A 19,749-nucleotide genomic window follows, 5' to 3' on the forward strand; every position below is an offset into this window, starting at 1 on the left:
ATTAACTATCTTGCTGTTGTGCTTTTAACTCCGCTTGTTGAATGCGCCAAGCCTTTAACGCTGCGTAGTAGTGATCCCATACGCAAGGAGTGCAGGCACTGTCGCAACATTCGTAGTCTGCAGGTGGTTGTGGTTTTTCTAATAGCGTTGATTCAGTCATAACGGCTAACCAAAATAAGATTGCTAATCAATGTGACTATGATACTACAGCGAGAGAAGCGCAGAAATAAAAAAGCCTCATAATTTATATGAGGCTTTGGATACTTAGCTGTGTTGAGCTTTGCTAAACATTTTTTACAAGCTATTCGCTTTCAGCAAGTTTTTTCTCAAGATAGTGAATATTGGCGCCACCATTAACAAAACCCTGATCATTCAAAATATCTTGGTGCAATGCAATGTTGGTTTTAATACCATCAACAACTAATTCACTTAATGCATTACGCATACGAGCAATAGCAACGTCACGGTTATCACCCCAAGTTATCAGCTTGCCGATCATAGAATCGTAATGAGGTGGAACCGAATAATCGGCGTAAATGTGAGAATCCCAACGTACACCTAATCCACCCGGAGGATGAAAACGGGTAATTTTACCCGGTGAAGGAATAAACGTACGTGGATCTTCAGCATTAATCCGACACTCAATAGAGTGACCTGCAATTTTTATATCTTCTTGTGTGCAAGAAAGCGGTAAACCTGCAGCCACACGAAGTTGTTCTTTAATTAAATCAACACCAGTGATCATTTCTGTTACTGGATGCTCTACTTGGATACGAGTATTCATTTCGATGAAATAAAATTCGCCATTTTCGTAAAGAAATTCAAAGGTACCAGCACCACGATAGTTAATTTCAATACAAGCATTACAACAACGTTCACCAATTTTAGCACGCATTTCTGGTGTAATACCTGGTGCAGGTGCTTCTTCCACTACTTTTTGATGGCGGCGTTGCATAGAACAATCTCGTTCACCTAAATGAATTGCACCACCTTGACCGTCGGCAACAATTTGTATTTCAACATGACGCGGGTTTTCAAGGAATTTTTCCATGTAAACCATGTCATTTTTAAATATGGTGCCAGCTTCTCTTTTGGTTAAACTAATAGAATCAATTAGCTCATCTTCACTGCGAACAACACGCATACCTCGGCCACCGCCGCCGCCGGCAGCTTTAACAATTACCGGATACCCAATGCGCTTTGCGTGTGCTTTATTTAACTCATCATCATCGGTCAATGGCCCATCAGAACCAGGCACACAAGGTACCCCAGCTGCTTTCATGGCTTGTATTGCAGATACTTTATCGCCCATGATGCGAATACTTTCCGCTTTTGGACCAATGAAGGCAAAGCCAGAATTCTCAACTTGCTCAGCAAAGTCAGCATTTTCAGCTAAAAAGCCATAACCAGGATGTATCGCAACAGCATTGGTTACTTCAGCTGCGGTAATAATCGCAGGTATATTTAAATAACTGTCAGGCGCAGGTGCTTTACCAATACAAATGGTTTCATCAGCTAATAAAACATGCTTTAAGTTTTTGTCCGCTGTTGAATGAATAGCGACGGTTTTTATCCCTAGCTCTTTACATGCGCGTAATATTCTTAGCGCAATTTCGCCTCGGTTGGCGATAACAACTTTATCTAACATGGAATTACCCTTATTAATGTTGGGCTTATTCAATGATGAATAGCGGTTGGTCGAATTCAATAGCATCTTCGTTTTGCGCTAAGACTTCTTTAATAACACCTGACTTGTCTGCTTCAATTTGGTTCATCATTTTCATTGCTTCGACAATACATAATGTATCGCCAGCGTTTACATGTTGGCCTACTTCGACAAATGCAGGTGCATCTGGTGAGGCTGAAGAGTAAAATGTTCCAACCATAGGTGAGCGAACAATATGACCGGTTAATGCTGCCGGAGCAGGTTCATCACTTGTTGCTGGGGCAGCAGGAGCAGGGGCAGCAGGTGCTGGCGCGGCCGGCGCGGCTTGCATCATAGGTGCAGATTGAACATAAGTATTACCTTTATTAATACGAATTGATTCTTCACCTTCAGAAATTTCAATTTCGTTAATGCCTGACTCTTCAACAAGTTCTATTAGCTTTTTAATTTTACGAATATCCATGAAAATACCTTACTTAAATGAGTATAAATTTTGTCAGTAGCACTTTACTGACGATTGTTGTCTTGTAAATATCGACATGCTGCCGACAATGCGAATTGATATCCCTGCGGGCCTAAGCCACATATCACACCAACAGCGTTATCGCTAAAATAAGAGTGATGACGAAAAGGTTCGCGTGCATGCACATTAGACAAGTGTATTTCTATAAAAGGAATATCAACAGCGGCTAATGCATCACGAATAGCGATACTTGTATGAGTAAACGCAGCAGGGTTAATGAGTATAAAGTCTACTTCGTTATGTGCCTGATGTATGGCATCAATTAATTCATGCTCTGCATTGGATTGCACATGGTTAAGTTTAATATTGAGCTTTTCTGCAGATATGGTGATTTCGTCAACGATTTGAGCTAACGAAAGCGAACCGTAAATTTCGGGTTCTCGTTTTCCTAACATATTTAGGTTAGGACCATTTAACAATAAAAATTGGTATTTTGTAGTCATCTGCATTGAAAATGTCGCTAATATCAGTTTAAAGCCTATGTTTACATAAAATTAATCAATATGAAACGGCTTGTAATAAAAAACTAAACTTTTACTTGGTTTGTCGATTATTATAGTGTTTTCGACGACAATCGCAGCAAAATACTGGTCTAATCTCTTTGTGGTGCTATTTTATTCTATTTTTTTTCTGGTGATTTTAAATAACTACGCTAGAATTATTAATGTGAATAAGCATTTAACTTGTTGAAATGTAGGAAGGTAATTGTCAGGATTGCCGCTTTATCATAAAATATAACGCCGTTTTTTTGAAATACGTGGATTCTCTAATAAGGATATTATCATCAGTCGATATATTATATTAAGCCTTGCCTGTATCCTGATTTTCTTTAGCTCTGCCACGTTTGGGGTAGAAGTTATTGCGCATAAGGCAGTTTCACAGAAATCTTTGTCAGTCGCACAATTGCGCCGAATTTATACTATGCGTCAAATAAGATGGTCGGATAATACACCGATTAAAGTATTTGTGCTGAAGAGCAATCATGCATTACATCAAAAATTCGCACAAAAAAAACTCAATATATTACCCTATAAGCTAGACCGAATTTGGAACAAACTCACCTTTTCAGGGTTGGGGGTTGCTCCCACTATTGTTGCCACACCTGAATTATTGATTAAAGCGGTCAGTACTACCCCTGGTGCCTTAGGGTACATGGAAAACGTAACAAAGGAAGATGTCGTCAATGTCATTCAAATTTCCCTATAAAACCTTTATCCATATAGAAGCCCTCCATATTTTTAAGGGAGTACTTACTGCATGTCTTATGTGTACAAGTTCTTTTGCCATTAGTGATGACATTAAAGGAATACAACTTCATGGCTTTGTGGCTCAAGGGCTTATTGATGTTAATGGCAGTAATTTTGTCAATAATGATGAGAAACCGTCTGCAGAATTAACCGAGCTAGGTTTTAATGCCTCCTATCAGTTTTCAGACAATTTACGCTTTTCAGGGCAAGCTGTTTATTTAAATGGTGGAAATCGCTATGCAGATGGTTTGAATATCGATTACTTATTAATGGATTGGTCGGTATTTACTAATGAAAAATGGCAGGTAAATTTATACTTAGGGCGAATAAAAAATTACCACTGGCTATATTCTAGTACTAGAGATGTACCCATGACTAGGCCGAGTATAATTTTACCACAATCGGTATATTTTGATGCTACACGCAATATGTCGGTGGGGGGTGACGGTGGTGCGCTCACCGCAAAATACTTTAGCGATGATTTAGGCGATTTTGATTTTCGTCTCAGTTCAAGCTATTCAAATATTTCAGATGAACAAGCAAAAATTATTCTGGGTCCTTTTTCAAATGGCGATCTAACCCATAAAGCGGATATACAATCTAGTATGTATTGGGCGCCGTTAAGTTCTAATTGGCGATTTGGTTTGGCAATTACCGATGCAAACTTCCAATATGATAAAAAACAGGAAAGTGCTTTTACCGATGGTGATCTCGCCCTAACTAGGCATTACTTTAATGGTGAATACCAAGGAGATAATTGGACTTTTAGCTTTGAATTATTACAAGAAAGAATGAAGCTTGAAGGTTTTATGTCCGACGCATTTATTCAAGAGAAAATTGGGCAAGGTGGCTTTGCTCAGTTGGAATATATCTATGGGGCTAATCTCAAATTTTTGGGCAGGTTAGAACATTTTTATGCTGACAAAGACGATAAAACCGGCACAGAATTAGCCGTTAGCACTAACGGCTTTGTCCCTAAACATTTTGGCTATCAGCATGAAGCTGTTCTTGGTGCTACCATTGATGTTACTAATAACGTTCAGATACAGCTTGAACACCATTGGATTAAGGGTACTGCAAGATTAACCCCTGTTGTATTGCCGAATGCCCTGGTGAATAATCATGAATATTGGCAAATTTCTGCAATCCAAGTTGTTTATTGGTTCTAAATGATGAATAAAATATTTATTAGTGTGCCAACTAAATTATTGCTATTGGTCATCAGTGCACTTTTGTTAATGAGTATTGGTATTTCGATGATGTCGCTTTCTCGTTTACAACAAGAGTTTAAAGACTTTCAAAATGAGAAAATAGCACAAGGCCAAAGTCAGTTTGCGATGCAAACCAGTACTGATAAAGAAAAGTTAAGTTTATGGATTGAATCATTTTCTGATGTTTTGCAATTAGCAACTAATGATAATTACTCATTACCACAAGCTTTTGAGCGGCAGTATGACGCATTGCAAATGAACCAAAACGTTGAAAATATTTGGTTATTCAGTGAAGATAATCAGTTACTTTACACTACTGCTGATGCCCACCCTATAGTAAGCTCAGCTGCAAAAAAAGTGATTAAACACAAAGAGCCTGGCTATCAACTTTTTTGCGATGTAGCATGCGAGCAATTAGTTGTAGTGCCGTTACTTGGTGCTGATGGTAGTTTCCATGTTGTTGCCATGACTATGTCTTTACTTGATGTTATTTATTCTATTAACCAAGTACTACAAAGTGAAATATCTGTCGTCAGTTTTGACCATAACCCAAAAACCTCATCTACTAAACTGCGGTTCCTTTCTACTTCAAATGCCAAACTAATGAATGACCTTTTTGATAAATTAGACAGCAATATATCCGCTAAAGATATTAGAGAGTCGGGGTTAGAAATAACATTGGAAGATCAAAGCTACTTGGTTAACTTGATGAAGTTGGCAAACACAGAAGATAAACAATTTTACATAGCCTTAGTAGATAATGTTAGTTCAATTAAACAAGAATACAGACAACAAGTGTTACAGTTTTTATTCTCTGCAGTATTGATATTCATTACGTTAGCCGTTTTGGTTTATTTGGTTGCTAGTCCGTTTGCTAACCGCATTTTAACCTTATCAAGTGCTTTGCCATTATTAGCAAGAAAAGAATTTGAGCAATTTCGGCAAATTCGTTTAAAGCGCCGCCGATTATTAGCAGATGAACTCGATATTGTAGCCGATTCAGCCACCGAGTTAAGTTATGAACTAGAGCAGTTAAACCTTGAAGTAGAACAGAAAACCAAAGAGCTTGAAAATATTGCCATGTATGACCTTTTAACTGGCTTACCTAATCGTAATATGCTGAATTACCAGTTGCGTAAAGCGGTAGCCAATATTGGCCGAGTAGGTAAAGGCATTGCGGTATTGTTTCTTGATTTAGATGATTTTAAAAAGGTAAATGACAGCCATGGTCATGGTGAAGGTGATAAGTTGCTCATTGAAGCTGCTAATCGCGTGAGAGTCAGTGTTCGTCATGTTGATTTAGCCTGTCGGTTTGGTGGTGATGAATTTGTTGTTGTGTTAGGTCATTTAAACTCACCAGAAGATGCCGTGCCTATTGCAGAAAAAATATTACAACGATTTAAAGCGCCGATCCGCATTGATTCTAGTATATTTTATGTGTCCACTAGTATCGGTATTGCATACAGTGAAGATGAAATAACCAAGCCTGAGTTATTAGTCAGCCAAGCTGATATTGCCATGTATGAGGCAAAAGATAATGGTGGCGCTCAATACCATATTTATCATGCTGATATGTATCAGCGTGTTGCGCACCGCGTTATGATGGAAACGGAAGTGCGCCAAGCCTTAGCGAAAGGGCAATTCAGCCTAAGTTTGCAACCTCAATTGTTGACAAAAACAAAACAATTGTACGGTTTTGAAGCACTATTACGCTGGAAACACCCTGAAAAAGGAATGATCTCACCGGATGATTTTATTCCAATATTAGAAAATTCCGAGCATATGGTTGAACTAGGTTACTGGGTGATTCGCAGATGTTTCGAGTTATTAAAAAAACTAGATGCACTGGGCTTACATGACGTGAAAATGGCAATCAATTTGTCGGCAGGACAATTTATCGATAACAACTTGCCTCATTATTTACATCAATTATTGGATGAGTTTAATATCGGAGCTGAACGCTTTGAATTAGAATTGACAGAGCAAACCCTAGTGAAAGATATTGATCGTGCGATAGATACCATGAATTTATTAAAGGAAAATGGCTTTAGTTTTGCCATTGATGATTTTGGCACGGGATATTCATCGTTGGCGTATATTAAAAAAATGCCTATCGATGTGATTAAAATTGATAAAAGCTTTATTTTTGGCATGTTAGAAAATCATGCTGATTATCAGATTATTATGTCGACAATCGCCATGGTAAAAAACTTAGGGTTAACGGTCATTGCTGAGGGGGTTGAGAGTAGTGCGCAGCTTAGAAGTTTAACCGAAAGTGACTGCGATATTATTCAAGGGTATTATTTTTCCAAACCGATCCCTGAAGTTGATATTCTTGCCTTTGTTGAAACACAGCTTGTTAACGGTTACTGGAAAACTCAACCAACAATATCGACTACTTCTTGAACTCTTTTTCGGCTAAGCCTGAGAGCAAAGTATCACATGATAAAACGAAACCGTTTAAGGTTGATTAATGAATTTGAATAGTTGGTCTGCGTTGCTAGCAGACGAAAAACAAAAAGAGTATTTCCAACAAACGTTAGCGTATGTAAACCAACGTCGAGCGCAAGGCATTAATGTTTATCCTGCGGAACAAGAGGTGTTTTCTGCGTTTGATTCGCCCTCGTTTGATCAGATAAAGGTCGTTATTCTAGGACAAGATCCATATCACGGTGCAGGCCAAGCACATGGTTTGTGCTTCTCGGTAAAACCAGGAATAAAGCCTCCTCCTTCGTTAGTAAATATTTATAAAGAATTACAAACAGACATTGCAGACTTTCAATTCCCTCAGCACGGGGACTTAAGAGACTGGGCAGCTCAAGGAGTGTTTTTGCTTAATACTGTGCTTACTGTTGAAGAGGGGCAAGCACACTCCCATAAAAAGCTAGGCTGGGAACAGTTTACCGATCGCGTAATTGAATTATTAAGTAAAAAGGGTGAAGGCATTATATTTTTGCTTTGGGGAGCACATGCACAAAAAAAAGGTAAAAACATCGATGCAAATAAGCATGTGATTTTAACCGCGCCTCACCCGTCACCGTTGTCTGCACATCGCGGTTTTTTTGGTTGCCAGCACTTTTCCAAAACCAACACATACTTACAGCAGTTAGGAAAAGCGCCGATTAATTGGCAAATATAATGGGCTAAAAAGTATTTTCTATATGTTTAGCAAATTCATCAGCGGCCATAAAACCGGTAACCCGACGTTGGCTTATCTCTTCACCTGCTAAGTTAAAAAATAATATTGAGGGTAAGCCTAATACATCATACTGCTTCATCAATGCCACACTTGCTGGTGAGCCAGTATCGGTTAGATCTATTTGCACTAATCTAGTGTTAGCTAATGCTTTTTGTACCGCAGGGACAGGAAAGGTTTTATGTTCAAATTCTTTACATGCGACGCACCAGTCAGCGTATAAATCAACCATAACCGTTTCACCATTTGCATTTGCTTCGTTCACTACCGCTTCAAGCTCAGCTAAATTATTAACGTATGTAAACGCTTTTGTTTCGGTATGTTGAGCAGATTGTATTTGGTAGTACTGTGCTAAGTGAAAGCTAAAAAATAACGCGAAGACAATAATAAAACTGCTTTTGAAAAGTTTTTCAATAAAGCTTGAGTTTTTATATGCCAATTTAACGAAGTAAGCACATGCCGATAGTAAAATAATGATAGCTAATGCGAATGCGATGCTGCTTGGCAATATTCTTTCAAGTAAAAAAACCGGAACGGTTAATAATAAAAAGCCAAAGATGACCTTTATCACTTCCATCCAAGGTCCTGCTTTAGGAAGCAACTTGCCGCCTGAACTACCAAGAATTAATAAGGGTAACCCCATGCCTAAACTAAGGGCATAAAGTGCAGCAGCCCCAAGGGTAATGTCACCAGATTGAGAAATATACAGCAATGCACCGGTTAATGGTGCTGTGGTACATGGTGAAGCCACTAAACCTGAGATTGCTCCCATACTAAAAACGCCGCCATAAGAACCCGCCTTTTGGCTATTACTTAAATTGTGTAATTTTTGTTGCCAACTTGCCGGTAGGCTTAAATTGAAAACACCAAACATTGAAAATGCTAAGAAAATAAATAACACGCTCAATGAAATTAATACCGCAGGGTGTTGAAACATCGCCTGAAATTTTGCACCTGCTAACGCAACAACAATACCTAATAACGTATAAGTGACAGCCATTCCTTGTACATAAGTAAAGGAAAGCGTGAATGCTCGCTGCGTGGTTAGCCCTTTTTCTTGTCCAACTATAATGCCGGTTAAAATTGGGTACATCGGAAATACGCATGGAGTAAACGATAACAATAAACCTCCAATAAAAAAGGCTGCAAGGGTCCACCAAAGGCTTTCACTTTTCAGTAATGCCACTAATTGATGTTGCTCGCTACTTTGGCTAACTGATGCATTCGTATTAACTGGAGCGGCATCTCCTGTATTTTCGGTATTTTGTGACATAGCCGCAAAAATATCAGCTGAGCTGGCGGTCGATTTTACGAGGTCAATCGTTTTGATTTCAGGCGGATAACAGAGCCCTTTTTTAGCGCACCCCTGAAAACGGATCATCAATTGTGCATTGTCACCAATATCTTCTAAAGCAATGGTAATTGATAACGGCTTTTCGTAAATTTCTTGGATACCAAAAAATTCATCTTCGTGTTCAACCCCTTGAGGTAGCTCAACTTCATTTACTGCGACGTTTTTACCGTTAAAAGAAAACTGTTTCTTATATAAATAATACCCATCAACAATACCGAAAGTAATTTCCACTGTTTGTTGTTTTTGCTCAAAATTAAAATTAAAGGCTAAATCGGGCGGTAAAAATTCCTGTTCATTGTTAAACAGTGAACTGGCGCTACTATCAAAAATAGAGTCTTGCGGGCTTGCAGAAACCTGAGAAACAGTGGTAATGCAAAGTAGTAAAAATAGGGAGAAAGCATGTTTAATCATGAGTATGTATTGATTCATCTAGCCAAGTTAAATAATCCTGATTCCCTTTGTTAATATCCAAAGCGATAATTTCAGGTACGTCATAAGGGTGAAGCTTGATAATTGTATCAGCTAATTGTTTAAATATTGCAGCTTTTGATTTGATGATTAGTTGTACTTCAACGTCTTTTTCAATATTACCTTGCCACAAATATACAGAAGAAACGTTTGAAATAATATTCACGCAAGCTGCTATGCTTTGTTTTACCAGTGATTCAGCAATTTCATTTGCCACTTCATTAGAAGGGCAGGTACATAACACGATTTGATACATAATATTGAGGCCACCTGTTAGTGCTTGCCCTAATCTAAAGTAATATTGAGGGTCTGTAAAACGTCACTGGTTGAAAAAGACCTGATAAGCCTCATATCTGTTTCAATGTATTAGGAGATTTTATTACATGTTTCGCATTTTGTTTTTTTTATTTATCGTCATTCCCATCATTGAAATAATGGTATTAATGCAGGTAGGGGCATTAATTGGCGCATGGCCCACAATCGCAATTGTTGTTATTACTGCATGGCTCGGTGCAAAGAATGTAAAACAGCAAGGAATTGCTACTCTACAATCTGTGCAGGATAAAATGGCGCAGGGTGAAGCACCGTCTAATGAAATTGTTGCGGGTTTGCTTTTGTTAGTGGCAGGTGTGCTATTGGTAACACCTGGTTTTGTTACTGATTTTTTTGGTCTGTCGCTGTTAATCCCAACCATTAGAAATGGCTTGATTAATGCCGTGCAAAAACAATTATCACAACATACTGTTGTACATACTCAACAGTTTGGCTTTCATCAACAATCTCCGTTCGATCAAGAAGAGCAACAGCCTGAGCAACGTAACGAGAACAAAACGATTGAAGGCGAATTTGAACGTAAAGAGTAATTTTTTTATAAAAAGGGTTGTATTGATGAAATACGGCCCTATTTATCTTTCAACTTAATTATTTTGTTAACAACATTCTCAGGAGAGAAATTAATGAGCATTCGTCCATTACACGATCGCGTAATTATTAAGCGTAAAGAAGTAGAGTCTAAGTCTGCTGGCGGTATCGTTTTAACGGGTAGCGCTGCTGAGAAATCGACTCGTGGTGAAGTAGTTGCCGTAGGCAACGGCCGTATTTTAGAAAATGGTGAAGTACGCGCCTTAGACGTAAAAGTAGGCGACCAAGTTATTTTCAATGAAGGCTACGGCGTAAAAACTGAAAAAATCGATGGTGAAGAAGTATTGATCCTTAGCGAAACTGACATTTTAGCTATCGTTGAGTAAATATTAATTCATTGTACGTTGATTCTAAATTCACGTATTGGTTGAAATTTAGGCATAGTTTAAAGGTTATCTAACTCACAACGAGTACTACTCGTTTTTACGTGAGAAAACTTAAAACTGAGCCAAACATAAAAAATAGGAATGATAAAAATGGCAGCAAAAGACGTATTATTCGGTAATGATGCACGCGCAAAAATGCTTAGCGGTGTAAATATTCTAGCTGACGCAGTAAAAGTAACGTTAGGCCCTAAAGGCCGTAACGTGGTTTTAGATAAATCATTTGGCGGTCCAACTATCACAAAAGATGGTGTTTCTGTTGCGAAAGAAATCGAACTTGAAGACAAGTTTGAAAATATGGGCGCGCAAATGGTGAAAGAAGTTGCTTCAAAAGCAAATGATGAAGCAGGTGACGGTACAACAACAGCAACAGTATTGGCACAGTCAATTGTGACAGAAGGCTTAAAATCAATTGCTGCGGGCATGAATCCAATGGATTTGAAACGCGGTATCGATAAAGCGGTAATTGCAGCAGTTGAAGAACTTAAAGGGCTTTCTACAGCTTGTACTGATAACAAAGCGATTGAACAAGTAGGTACTATTTCTGCTAATTCTGATAAAACCGTTGGTGAAATCATCGCAACGGCAATGGATCGTGTTGGTGCAGAAGGTGTGATCACTGTTGAAGAAGGTCAGGCATTAACGGATGAATTAGACGTGGTTGAAGGTATGCAGTTTGACCGTGGTTATTTATCACCATATTTCATTAATAGCCAAGAAAACGGTACTGTTGAATTAGAAAATCCATTTATTCTGTTAGTGGACAAGAAAATATCAAACATCCGTGAATTACTTCAAACACTTGAAGCTGTAGCAAAAGCGGGTAAGCCGTTATTAATTATTGCTGAAGACGTTGAAGGTGAAGCATTAGCGACACTTGTAGTTAACAACATGCGCGGCATCGTAAAAGTAGCGGCAGTAAAAGCACCAGGCTTTGGTGATCGTCGTAAAGCAATGTTACAAGACATCGCAACGTTAACCGCTGGCACCGTGATTTCTGAAGAAATCGGTATGGAACTTGAAAAAGCAACATTAGAAGATTTGGGTCAAGCGAAACGCGTTGTTATTTCTAAAGACAATACCACGATTATCGACGGTATTGGTGAAGAAGCTGACATTCAAGCACGTGTCTCACAAATTCGCGGTCAAATTGAAGAAACATCTTCAGACTACGACAAAGAAAAACTTCAAGAACGTCTTGCTAAATTAGCTGGCGGTGTAGCTGTTATTAAAGTAGGTGCTGCCACCGAAGTTGAAATGAAAGAGAAGAAAGCACGCGTAGAAGATGCCTTACATGCAACTCGCGCTGCAGTTGAAGAAGGTGTTGTAGCCGGTGGTGGTGTTGCTTTAGTACGCGTTGCTGAGAAAATTAAAGCGCTTCAAGGTGACAACGAAGACCAAAATCATGGTATTAACGTTGCGTTACGTGCGATGGAATCTCCATTACGCCAAATCGTAACCAACTGTGGTGATGAAGCATCAGTAGTGTTAAATGAAGTTCGCAATGGCGAAGGTAACTATGGCTACAATGCGGGTAACGGTACATACGGTGACATGCTAGAGATGGGTATTCTTGACCCAGCTAAAGTAACACGTAGTGCATTACAGTTTGCTGCATCTGTTGCTGGCTTAATGCTAACAACTGAAGCGATGATCACTGACGCACCGGTTAAAGACTCAGCTCCTGCAATGCCTGATATGGGCGGCATGGGTGGTATGGGTGGCGGCATGCCAGGCATGATGTAATTCATGCTTGATTAAATTGACCCTGACATTGTTGCTTTTTCGACTCGCATAGTGCGAGCTATGCGTCGCTTAAAGCGCCTTGTCATCATCAATTTACCCTGCGCAGAATGTACTGCTTAAATAGAGTGAATAAAAAACCGCCTTGGCGGTTTTTTTACTTTAATAAGAAGGTAGTTTGATAGTGGTTACGTAGCTAAATTAACAACGGCTAATCAATTTCTGAACTAAGCTTTTTATCTTCCCTGAGTAATGAGTTACTTTTTTGTTATGAATGTTAACTGATCACTACTTTTCATGATGCATGACATCAACTTTGCTTCCAGCTGGTTATCAAGAGATTTAACGATGATTTCGATACAACTTTCGTGGCTGTCTTTAAGCGTTGTTTCTTTGATTCCGTCTGTGGAAATATTATAGCCGAAGGTACCAAGCTCTGTGATAAGTACCGCTTTTATACGTTCAGCGTTAATATTAGATAAAAAATCGTAAAGTTTCTGATATTCAAATATTTTCTCTGGTGAAATTCGCCACCCAACACTTATAAAGCCTTCCCCGCTATTTACCGCTTTAAGATAGCCACTTGCGGGTATGGGCAACTCTGCGATTAATGTTTTTTCCGTTGAATGGGTATGTTCATGATGCTTATGTTGTGCATCAACAGGCGATATGAGCGACTTTCCTGCTAATTGGTCAACGGTAACGTATCCTTGTTGTGAAAATACAATATCAGCGTTAAGCTTGCCATGTGCTTTGACATAGCTAATTAACCTTTCTTTATCGCCTGCTTGATATAAATCTATTTTATTACCAATGACCGTATCGGCGATTGCAATTTGCTGGTTAAAAGTATCGTGCGATGTATAACGAGCATTGTTTAGATTTCTTGCATCGACTAAAGTTAGCGTTTTTTGTAATAGAAGCACCTCTTGATAATGTTCAGCTGATAGAACGTTTAATACTTCTTTAGGGTGTCCAAGCCCAGTAGGTTCTATTAATAAACGATCTGGATTTGCTTGTGACAAAAGTTGGTTTAAGGCTATTTGCATAGGTACACCAGCAGCACAACACATACACCCGCCAGGTACTTCTCGAATAAACACACCTTTGTGTGTTGAGTTAATTGCTTTAATGAAAGAACCATCAACGCCTATTTCGCCAAATTCATTGACTAACACAGCCCATCGTTCATTTGATGGTTTGTTGTTTAGTAATTGTAAGATAGCTGACGTTTTACCTGCGCCTAAAAAGCCAGTAATAATATTCGTAGGAACAGCGGTGATTTTAATAGACTTCATATTATTTCTACTTCTATAGCCGCATTAGTGTTTGAATTTATGCTTACTACCGTACGATATGAGGCCTTATGCGAAAATTTTGGCGATGTATTAACGAAAGGGCTTTGCGATGCACAACAAGTTGATATTCTGTAGCCGCGTTTATTATCTATGTTGAAGTTTCTCATGGATTTTTTGTCTTTAATTTAATCTTTCAATAAATATTGGGCCAGGCATTGGTGAGGAATGATGTTTTATCATCAGCTTACACCTCATATTCTAGCAATAAACAAACATGATGCGTGCTTGAACCTTAAAGGTGTTTTGGCGTTCGCGATAGTCGTTGTTGATAAACCCTATACGTATTATTAAGTGGATTCATATTGTCGCAATAGTATTCTTTCATCGCTGGTAAATTGATTCTAGTCTGAAAGAAAATCTAAAGTGAGTAATAATCGCTTTTCTCCTGCTTGAACAGGAGGTGAACGATGCACTAGACCAGCTCCTTTGGTGTTATCCCAATTTTCACCTTTTAGCAAAGCCACATCGCCAGCGCTTAATCGGTTAATACTTTGTAGATCTTGGAATAACCCTGATTGCTCATCAGGCTTGCCGTTATTGCCAGAACCTAACTTAGTGCGGTCAACGTCATTATGGTTAAGCCATTCTGTAGCTATGCCTTGATAGGTTGTAACTAAACGACAAGGAATATGATCAACATGAAAGCGAGGACACATTGCACGATCAAGTATGTTAAGTCTTAACCCTGCTCGTGGTAAATCAAATAAACAGCAAAACATATCAACTAATAAAGCGATATCATCGCTTAAAGTTGTTATTGATTCTGTTTTACCAAATTCTTGATAAAGTACTTGGTGTGTATTTTCTGGTGTTACAGCAAGTACCGTCGCCTTTTTATTACTTTGTATAAAACTGTTAACAGCAGATGTTATCTTGGCGCAAAGATGACGTTGCCAAATAATAATATTAGTATCCTTTTGATACACATTCGTGAAAATTGTTGGTTTCTTTCCTATTATTGATTGCCTAGTGAAAGTTTTATTAGGTATTTCGGAGCAACTCATGCTGATTCCTCCCATATAGGAAAAGGGTCATTCAACGTTGACCAGTAATTTTCCCCTCTGAGTAACTCCTCTTCTGATAATAAGCACTGATCTAAGGCATTAATCATCGCGGCTTTATTTAACTGTTGACCGATAAAAACAAGCTCCTGACGCATATCTCCAAAAGGCTCTACCCATTGCTTATGAATAGCTTCTAGCGTGTCGTTATCTTGTGGCCAGTTTTTTTGTGGAATTGACTTCCAAAACATACCAGCAAAGCCATATCGGGCTATACCACCTGCTTGGCTCCATTGGCCACAAAACTGAGGGCGAGACGCTAGCCAAAAATAGCCTTTAGAGCGAAGGAGTTTGCCAAATTGCTGAGTATTATGTAAAAACTGATGAAATTTTTCTGGATTAAATGGTCGCCTTGCTTGGTAATTGAAACTGCTAATACCGTATTCTTCAGTTTCTGGTAAGTGCTCACCACGCATTTCTTTAAGCCAACCAGGTGCTTGTTCTGCACGTTCAAAATTAAACAAACCGGTGTTCAATACGGCATTCACATCTACTTTTCCGGCTGAAATAGGAAGTATTTTTGCATAAGTATTTAACACACTAAGAATGGCGATAAGGCGCTCAAGTTCATTTGCTTGAACTAAATCAGTTTTACTGATCAAGATAACATCAGCAAACTCAATTTGATCAACCAATAAATCTGCTACACTGCGTTCATCATCTTCCCCAAGCGATTGATTTGTCTCTTGTAAGTATTGTGCTTCGTCATAATCTTTCAGAAAGTTTACTGCATCAACAACGGTTACCATGGTATCTAACCTAGCTATATCAGATAATGAGATACCCCTCTCATCGATAAAAGTAAACGTTTCTGCAACGGGTAGGGGCTCAGAAATGCCCGTTGATTCAATAACGAGGTAATCAAATCGACCATCTTTTGCTAATTTATCTACTTCAATGAGAAGATCTTCACGTAAGGTGCAACAGATACAGCCATTACTCATTTCCACTAATTTTTCATCGCTATGATTGAGTGAAACATCGTTTTTAATTAAAGAGGCATCAATATTGATTTCACTCATATCATTAACGATAATCGCGACTTTTTTACCCTCTCGATTATTGAGAATATGACTTAATACAGTTGTTTTTCCTGCACCAAGAAAGCCGGAAAGCACTGTAACAGGTAATTTATTATTCATTAGGATATTAATTCTTCAATACTATTTTTGTGAAATGTTATAACATAACAATTAAAAGTTATAGTGCTTCATTGCAAATATTTTCATTTTTACCTTGAGGTCGAAATACTTTCTACAAGGCGAGGTGTATTATTTTTTAAGAGTTATCTTATCAAAAGTATGTTTATTAGATGTGTTTTCTATAGGTAGATTTGGAAGTGACAGCTTTAGGCGTATGAATTAGGTGTAGTAGCTCATATCGGACTTACAGTTTAGCCTAATCGGTTTAGATTTCATCTGACAGTCAGCTTAGAGCGAAGAGCGGACCTTGCCGCAGACATTCAAGGTAGCAAATTTATACCAAACTGCTTCAGCAATAAAGAAAACAACCAAAAGCAAATTATCGTTACTATTGAGCTGATGAGTAGCGATATCCAGAAGCTATAACGCTGCATTAACGCGGGGACTATCAAAAAATAGAGAGCGTGGGAAGTGCATACCAAAAGGTGTACCAAGCATGATTGGCTATTTTCTCTGTGGACTGTTTTTCAACATATAAACAAATCATGGTCAAAATGGTGAATGTCGGTAATGCGACTATCAGTGCTCCTAGTTTATCACTTCGTTTTGCTGGCTCAGATGCCGCGACTATGACCGTCGCTGTGATCAAATACTTAATTATTAGCCAACTCATATAATATCCTCAAATATAAAAACCGATTGCCTATCGGTTTTTATTGTGGCAATATAGCCAGCGGATTAAATAGAGTAAAGTGTAATGCAGTTAGGTGAACTAGAAAAGTTAGTGCTTCAGCATTTCTGGAATGTAAAAGAGGCGGATGCAAAGCAAGTGCATAAAGTACTGGGGCTTGCGCGTGGTAATTCGTTAAATACCATTCAAAGCACGCTTGATAGACTATTTAAAAAAGAATTACTAAAGCGCACTAAACAAGGTCATGCGTATTGTTATTCAGCCAGAGTAGATCGTGAAGGCTTAATTGCTCAGCTTATTTCAAATGTGACCAGTGACTTTGTAGAAGATGGTGAAAATAGCTTAATAGCCGCTTTTACTTCCGCTTCGGCACAACTTAATGACGCACAACTCGATACATTAGAAAAAATGATCGAAAAACAACGCCAGTTAAGAAAGGAACAGACTTAATTATGTTAGTTGGAGATATGGCAATCGCACTAAACTTGCTCAGTGTTGCAGTGCTTGCATTTGTGATCGGTATAGCAAGTGTTGCTGTCGTATCTCGTTTTGTGTTGTTCAGGCTCAATCAAGTCAGTTTTAATAGTCAAAAATTTATATTGTGGTCACTTGTTAGTGCGCCTTGGTGGGTAGCACTTTCTTGTATCGGTTACTTTATGCCTTACTCGATAGGGTTTGATAAAGTTTTTAACATAAGCTGGTTTGAGGATTTTGCCCATTGGCACCATATTGATATTTTCAGTTTTTCAAGTTGGCACGCGTTAACATTACTTTTGGCATTATTCTATTTAACATGGCGCGTAACTAGGACTATCTTTGCTAGAGCCAAACAGTCCATCGCATTATCGAGTTTGCTTAGCTTTACTAATGCACAAGATTCTAAGACGACTAATGGCAACCAATATTTCTTGATGCCTGTTCAAGTGCCCGTTGCATTTACTACAGGCTTTATATCGCCCAAGATCTATGTATCAACCGGACTACAAACCCAAGTTAGCGATGAACAACTTAATATCATCGTTAATCATGAACTGGCTCATGTAGTAGCAAGAGATCCCCTATTTAAAGTACTATTCATAGCACTTGCCTGCTTCTATCCGTCACGTATAAAACAAACCTTAATAGAACAATATGTCTTAATGACGGAGAAGATAGCCGATAATGAGGTCACTAAAGCATATGACAATCTTGATGTCGCACAGACATTGATTGATGTCGCTAGACTTCAAAAAGCACTTCCTACGGATTACGATCAGGCGTCTGTTAGCTACTTCGGACATGATCACACCAGTCTTCGTGTAGAGCGGTTATTAAATCCAATTAGTAAACCGTCACTTACCACTATCATCATTGCTCTAGCATTATTGGCAACTATGCCAATACTCGCGGCATCCACTGTCGATAGTTTTCATCACTTTATTGAAACGTTTTTCATCCATTAATTAAGGATATGGAATGAGATTTAATCTTAATAAAAGCAACAGCCAAAAACCGATAGGCTATCGGTTTTTGGCTGTTGGAATAGCTGTAACAACGGGGCTTGGTTTAACAATGCCTACCCCTTCTTTGGCTAATTCGCAAACTCAGCAGCAAATACAGTCATCACATCAGATTATTAATCTGAGTAAGGCTGTGACCATGACCCTAGAAAGTCATCCCGAACTAAAAGCCTTGGTAGCTAAAGAAGCTGTGTGGCAAGGCAATGTAGAGCAAGCAGGCATTGGAGAGCGCCCTCAAATAGGTTTAATGATTGAGGATGCGTTAGGGACAGGTGAGCACAGTGCATTAAAAAGTATGCAATCAACACTCACATACTCTTGGCTGCTTCAACAAGATCAAATTGACGGAAGAGTTAATGCAGCAAAAAGCCAAGCAAGTGCAGTAAAAGTCGAGCAAAAAATAAAAGCACTCGATTTATCTGCGATTGTTGCTAAGCAGTTTGTTGAAATCTTAATTAAGCAAGAGCGCTTGAAATTAAATCAATTAGCTATATCTCAGGCGCAGGACGTAGTAGATGCTATCGCCAAAAGAGTAAAAGCAGGTAAAAGTTCTAATATTGAAATGCGCTTAGCTCAAGCTGAGCTGGTTCGAAGAAATCTAGCTGTCGAAGATTTAGAGCACGAATTAAAAGCCAGTCATTATCAACTGTCATCTTTATGGGGTAAACCTCAGGCAGAGCTAAAGTTAACGGGAAATTTAATGCGTAAGCCGAAAATTCCCTCAGTAGAAAGCCAGTTAACCAAGCTTAAGCAAATCCCGCAAATACAACAGTTTGTTAATGAACAACGTATCACCCAGTCTCAAATGGAGCTTGCACGCATTGAAGCAAAACCTCAGTGGCAATTCACTGCGGGGTTAAGGCGATATGAAGCGACCGATGATTTTGGTTTAGTAGCTGGTATCTCTATTCCTTGGGGAAGTGAAAATAGAAATGCAGGAACAATAGCTGCCTTACGCGCAAAACAAGATGTACTGGCAAGTAAGCAACAAGCGTTAATGCAGAAACTTGATGCACAGCTTTATGTGCTATTGCAAGAAATGGCGCATTCCCACCATGTCATTGAAACGATTCAAGCGGAAATTATTCCCGTACTAGAAACCGCATTGACTGAAGCAAGTCAGGCATTTGATATCGGTAAGCTTAGCTACAACCAGTGGAGTGATATACGTAGAGAGCTGCTCAGCGTCCAAAATCAATTACTTGATGCTTATCAATCTTTGCACTTACAACATATTGAAATTCAACGCCTAACTGGCGTGTCCGTTAGTGATAGCGAGTAAAACC

At 38.8% G+C, this 19,749-nt stretch carries 19 protein-coding genes and 1 pseudogene; 10 read left to right on the forward strand and 10 right to left on the reverse strand.

Going from position 1 to position 19,749, the window contains the following annotated elements:
• Position 1: 1 nt before the first annotated feature.
• From Q4489_RS02095 to aroQ, 4 genes are all read right to left on the reverse strand, one after another.
• Entirely contained in the window at positions 2–160 is a 159-nt protein-coding gene (locus Q4489_RS02095) for an oxidoreductase-like domain-containing protein (protein ID WP_303476418.1), read from the reverse strand.
• Between the two features lie 141 nt (positions 161–301).
• Complete coding sequence (gene accC, locus Q4489_RS02100) at positions 302–1,648, reverse strand: acetyl-CoA carboxylase biotin carboxylase subunit (RefSeq protein ID WP_303476420.1); 1,347 nt, start codon at positions 1,646–1,648, stop codon at positions 302–304.
• A gap of 25 nt (positions 1,649–1,673) precedes the next feature.
• Complete coding sequence (gene accB, locus Q4489_RS02105) at positions 1,674–2,129, reverse strand: acetyl-CoA carboxylase biotin carboxyl carrier protein (RefSeq protein WP_303476422.1); 456 nt, start codon at positions 2,127–2,129, stop codon at positions 1,674–1,676.
• A 44-nt stretch (positions 2,130–2,173) separates the two neighbouring features.
• Positions 2,174–2,632 (reverse strand): type II 3-dehydroquinate dehydratase, encoded by a 459-nt coding sequence (aroQ, locus tag Q4489_RS02110; protein ID WP_303476799.1) that lies wholly within the window; start codon positions 2,630–2,632, stop codon positions 2,174–2,176.
• Positions 2,633–3,110: 478 nt separating this feature from the next.
• Between aroQ and Q4489_RS02115 the strand changes: the two genes are divergently transcribed.
• The 4 genes from Q4489_RS02115 to ung all read left to right on the forward strand — a co-directional run bounded on the left by Q4489_RS02115 (position 3,111) and on the right by ung (position 7,786).
• Entirely contained in the window at positions 3,111–3,395 is a 285-nt protein-coding gene (locus Q4489_RS02115) for a hypothetical protein (protein ID WP_303476424.1), read from the forward strand.
• A 58-nt stretch (positions 3,396–3,453) separates the two neighbouring features.
• A complete protein-coding gene (locus Q4489_RS02120; RefSeq protein WP_303476426.1) occupies positions 3,454–4,605 on the forward strand; it encodes a hypothetical protein in 1,152 nt (383 codons plus the stop codon).
• Complete coding sequence (locus tag Q4489_RS02125; protein ID WP_303476428.1) at positions 4,606–7,053, forward strand: bifunctional diguanylate cyclase/phosphodiesterase; 2,448 nt, start codon at positions 4,606–4,608, stop codon at positions 7,051–7,053. It abuts the gene before it with no gap.
• Between the two features lie 73 nt (positions 7,054–7,126).
• On the forward strand, positions 7,127–7,786 hold the full coding sequence (gene ung, locus Q4489_RS02130; protein ID WP_303476801.1) for a uracil-DNA glycosylase: 660 nt from the start codon (positions 7,127–7,129) through the stop codon (positions 7,784–7,786).
• A 4-nt stretch (positions 7,787–7,790) separates the two neighbouring features.
• Here ung and Q4489_RS02135 read toward each other — a convergent pair whose 3' ends face one another.
• Positions 7,791–9,608 carry a protein-disulfide reductase DsbD gene (locus tag Q4489_RS02135; RefSeq protein WP_303476430.1) on the reverse strand — a complete coding sequence of 606 codons (1,818 nt, stop codon included), beginning with the start codon at positions 9,606–9,608 and terminating at the stop codon, positions 7,791–7,793.
• Positions 9,601–9,921, reverse strand: a complete 321-nt coding sequence (cutA, locus tag Q4489_RS02140) for a divalent-cation tolerance protein CutA (protein ID WP_303476432.1) — start codon at positions 9,919–9,921, stop codon at positions 9,601–9,603. Before cutA ends, Q4489_RS02135 begins: the two co-directional genes overlap by 8 nt.
• Before the next feature lie 127 nt (positions 9,922–10,048).
• On the opposite strand from cutA, the gene Q4489_RS02145 reads away from it, so the two are divergent.
• From Q4489_RS02145 to groL, 3 genes are all read left to right on the forward strand, one after another.
• A complete protein-coding gene (locus Q4489_RS02145) occupies positions 10,049–10,528 on the forward strand; it encodes an FxsA family protein (RefSeq protein ID WP_303476433.1) in 480 nt (159 codons plus the stop codon).
• A gap of 93 nt (positions 10,529–10,621) precedes the next feature.
• Positions 10,622–10,912 (forward strand): co-chaperone GroES, encoded by a 291-nt coding sequence (locus Q4489_RS02150; protein ID WP_074496413.1) that lies wholly within the window; start codon positions 10,622–10,624, stop codon positions 10,910–10,912.
• 150 nt (positions 10,913–11,062) lie between these two features.
• Complete coding sequence (gene groL / locus Q4489_RS02155; RefSeq protein WP_074496414.1) at positions 11,063–12,715, forward strand: chaperonin GroEL; 1,653 nt, start codon at positions 11,063–11,065, stop codon at positions 12,713–12,715.
• Positions 12,716–12,969: 254 nt separating this feature from the next.
• On the opposite strand, the gene Q4489_RS02160 is transcribed toward groL, so the two are convergent.
• The 4 genes and pseudogenes from Q4489_RS02160 to Q4489_RS02175 all read right to left on the reverse strand — a co-directional run bounded on the left by Q4489_RS02160 (position 12,970) and on the right by Q4489_RS02175 (position 16,946).
• Positions 12,970–14,010 (reverse strand): GTP-binding protein, encoded by a 1,041-nt coding sequence (locus tag Q4489_RS02160; RefSeq protein ID WP_303476437.1) that lies wholly within the window; start codon positions 14,008–14,010, stop codon positions 12,970–12,972.
• 401 nt (positions 14,011–14,411) lie between these two features.
• Positions 14,412–15,074 (reverse strand): DUF1826 domain-containing protein, encoded by a 663-nt coding sequence (locus Q4489_RS02165; protein ID WP_303476439.1) that lies wholly within the window; start codon positions 15,072–15,074, stop codon positions 14,412–14,414.
• Complete coding sequence (zigA, locus tag Q4489_RS02170) at positions 15,071–16,273, reverse strand: zinc metallochaperone GTPase ZigA (RefSeq protein ID WP_303476440.1); 1,203 nt, start codon at positions 16,271–16,273, stop codon at positions 15,071–15,073. Before zigA ends, Q4489_RS02165 begins: the two co-directional genes overlap by 4 nt.
• Positions 16,274–16,593: 320 nt before the next feature.
• A pseudogene (locus tag Q4489_RS02175) lies at positions 16,594–16,946 on the reverse strand (DUF3147 family protein).
• Between the two features lie 84 nt (positions 16,947–17,030).
• Here Q4489_RS02175 and Q4489_RS02180 point away from each other — a divergent pair.
• From Q4489_RS02180 to Q4489_RS02190, 3 genes are read left to right on the forward strand one after another with little or no spacing between them, the layout of a single operon-like run.
• Positions 17,031–17,414 carry a BlaI/MecI/CopY family transcriptional regulator gene (locus tag Q4489_RS02180; protein WP_303476442.1) on the forward strand — a complete coding sequence of 128 codons (384 nt, stop codon included), beginning with the start codon at positions 17,031–17,033 and terminating at the stop codon, positions 17,412–17,414.
• A 2-nt stretch (positions 17,415–17,416) separates the two neighbouring features.
• Complete coding sequence (locus tag Q4489_RS02185; RefSeq protein ID WP_303476444.1) at positions 17,417–18,406, forward strand: M56 family metallopeptidase; 990 nt, start codon at positions 17,417–17,419, stop codon at positions 18,404–18,406.
• Between the two features lie 13 nt (positions 18,407–18,419).
• Entirely contained in the window at positions 18,420–19,745 is a 1,326-nt protein-coding gene (locus Q4489_RS02190) for a TolC family protein (RefSeq protein ID WP_303476446.1), read from the forward strand.
• Positions 19,746–19,749 lie beyond the last annotated feature (4 nt).

Origin of the sequence: Thalassotalea sp. 1_MG-2023, from assembly GCF_030546745.1 — a bacterium.
In the GTDB taxonomy this organism is placed as follows: Bacteria; Pseudomonadota; Gammaproteobacteria; order Enterobacterales; family Alteromonadaceae; genus Thalassotalea_C.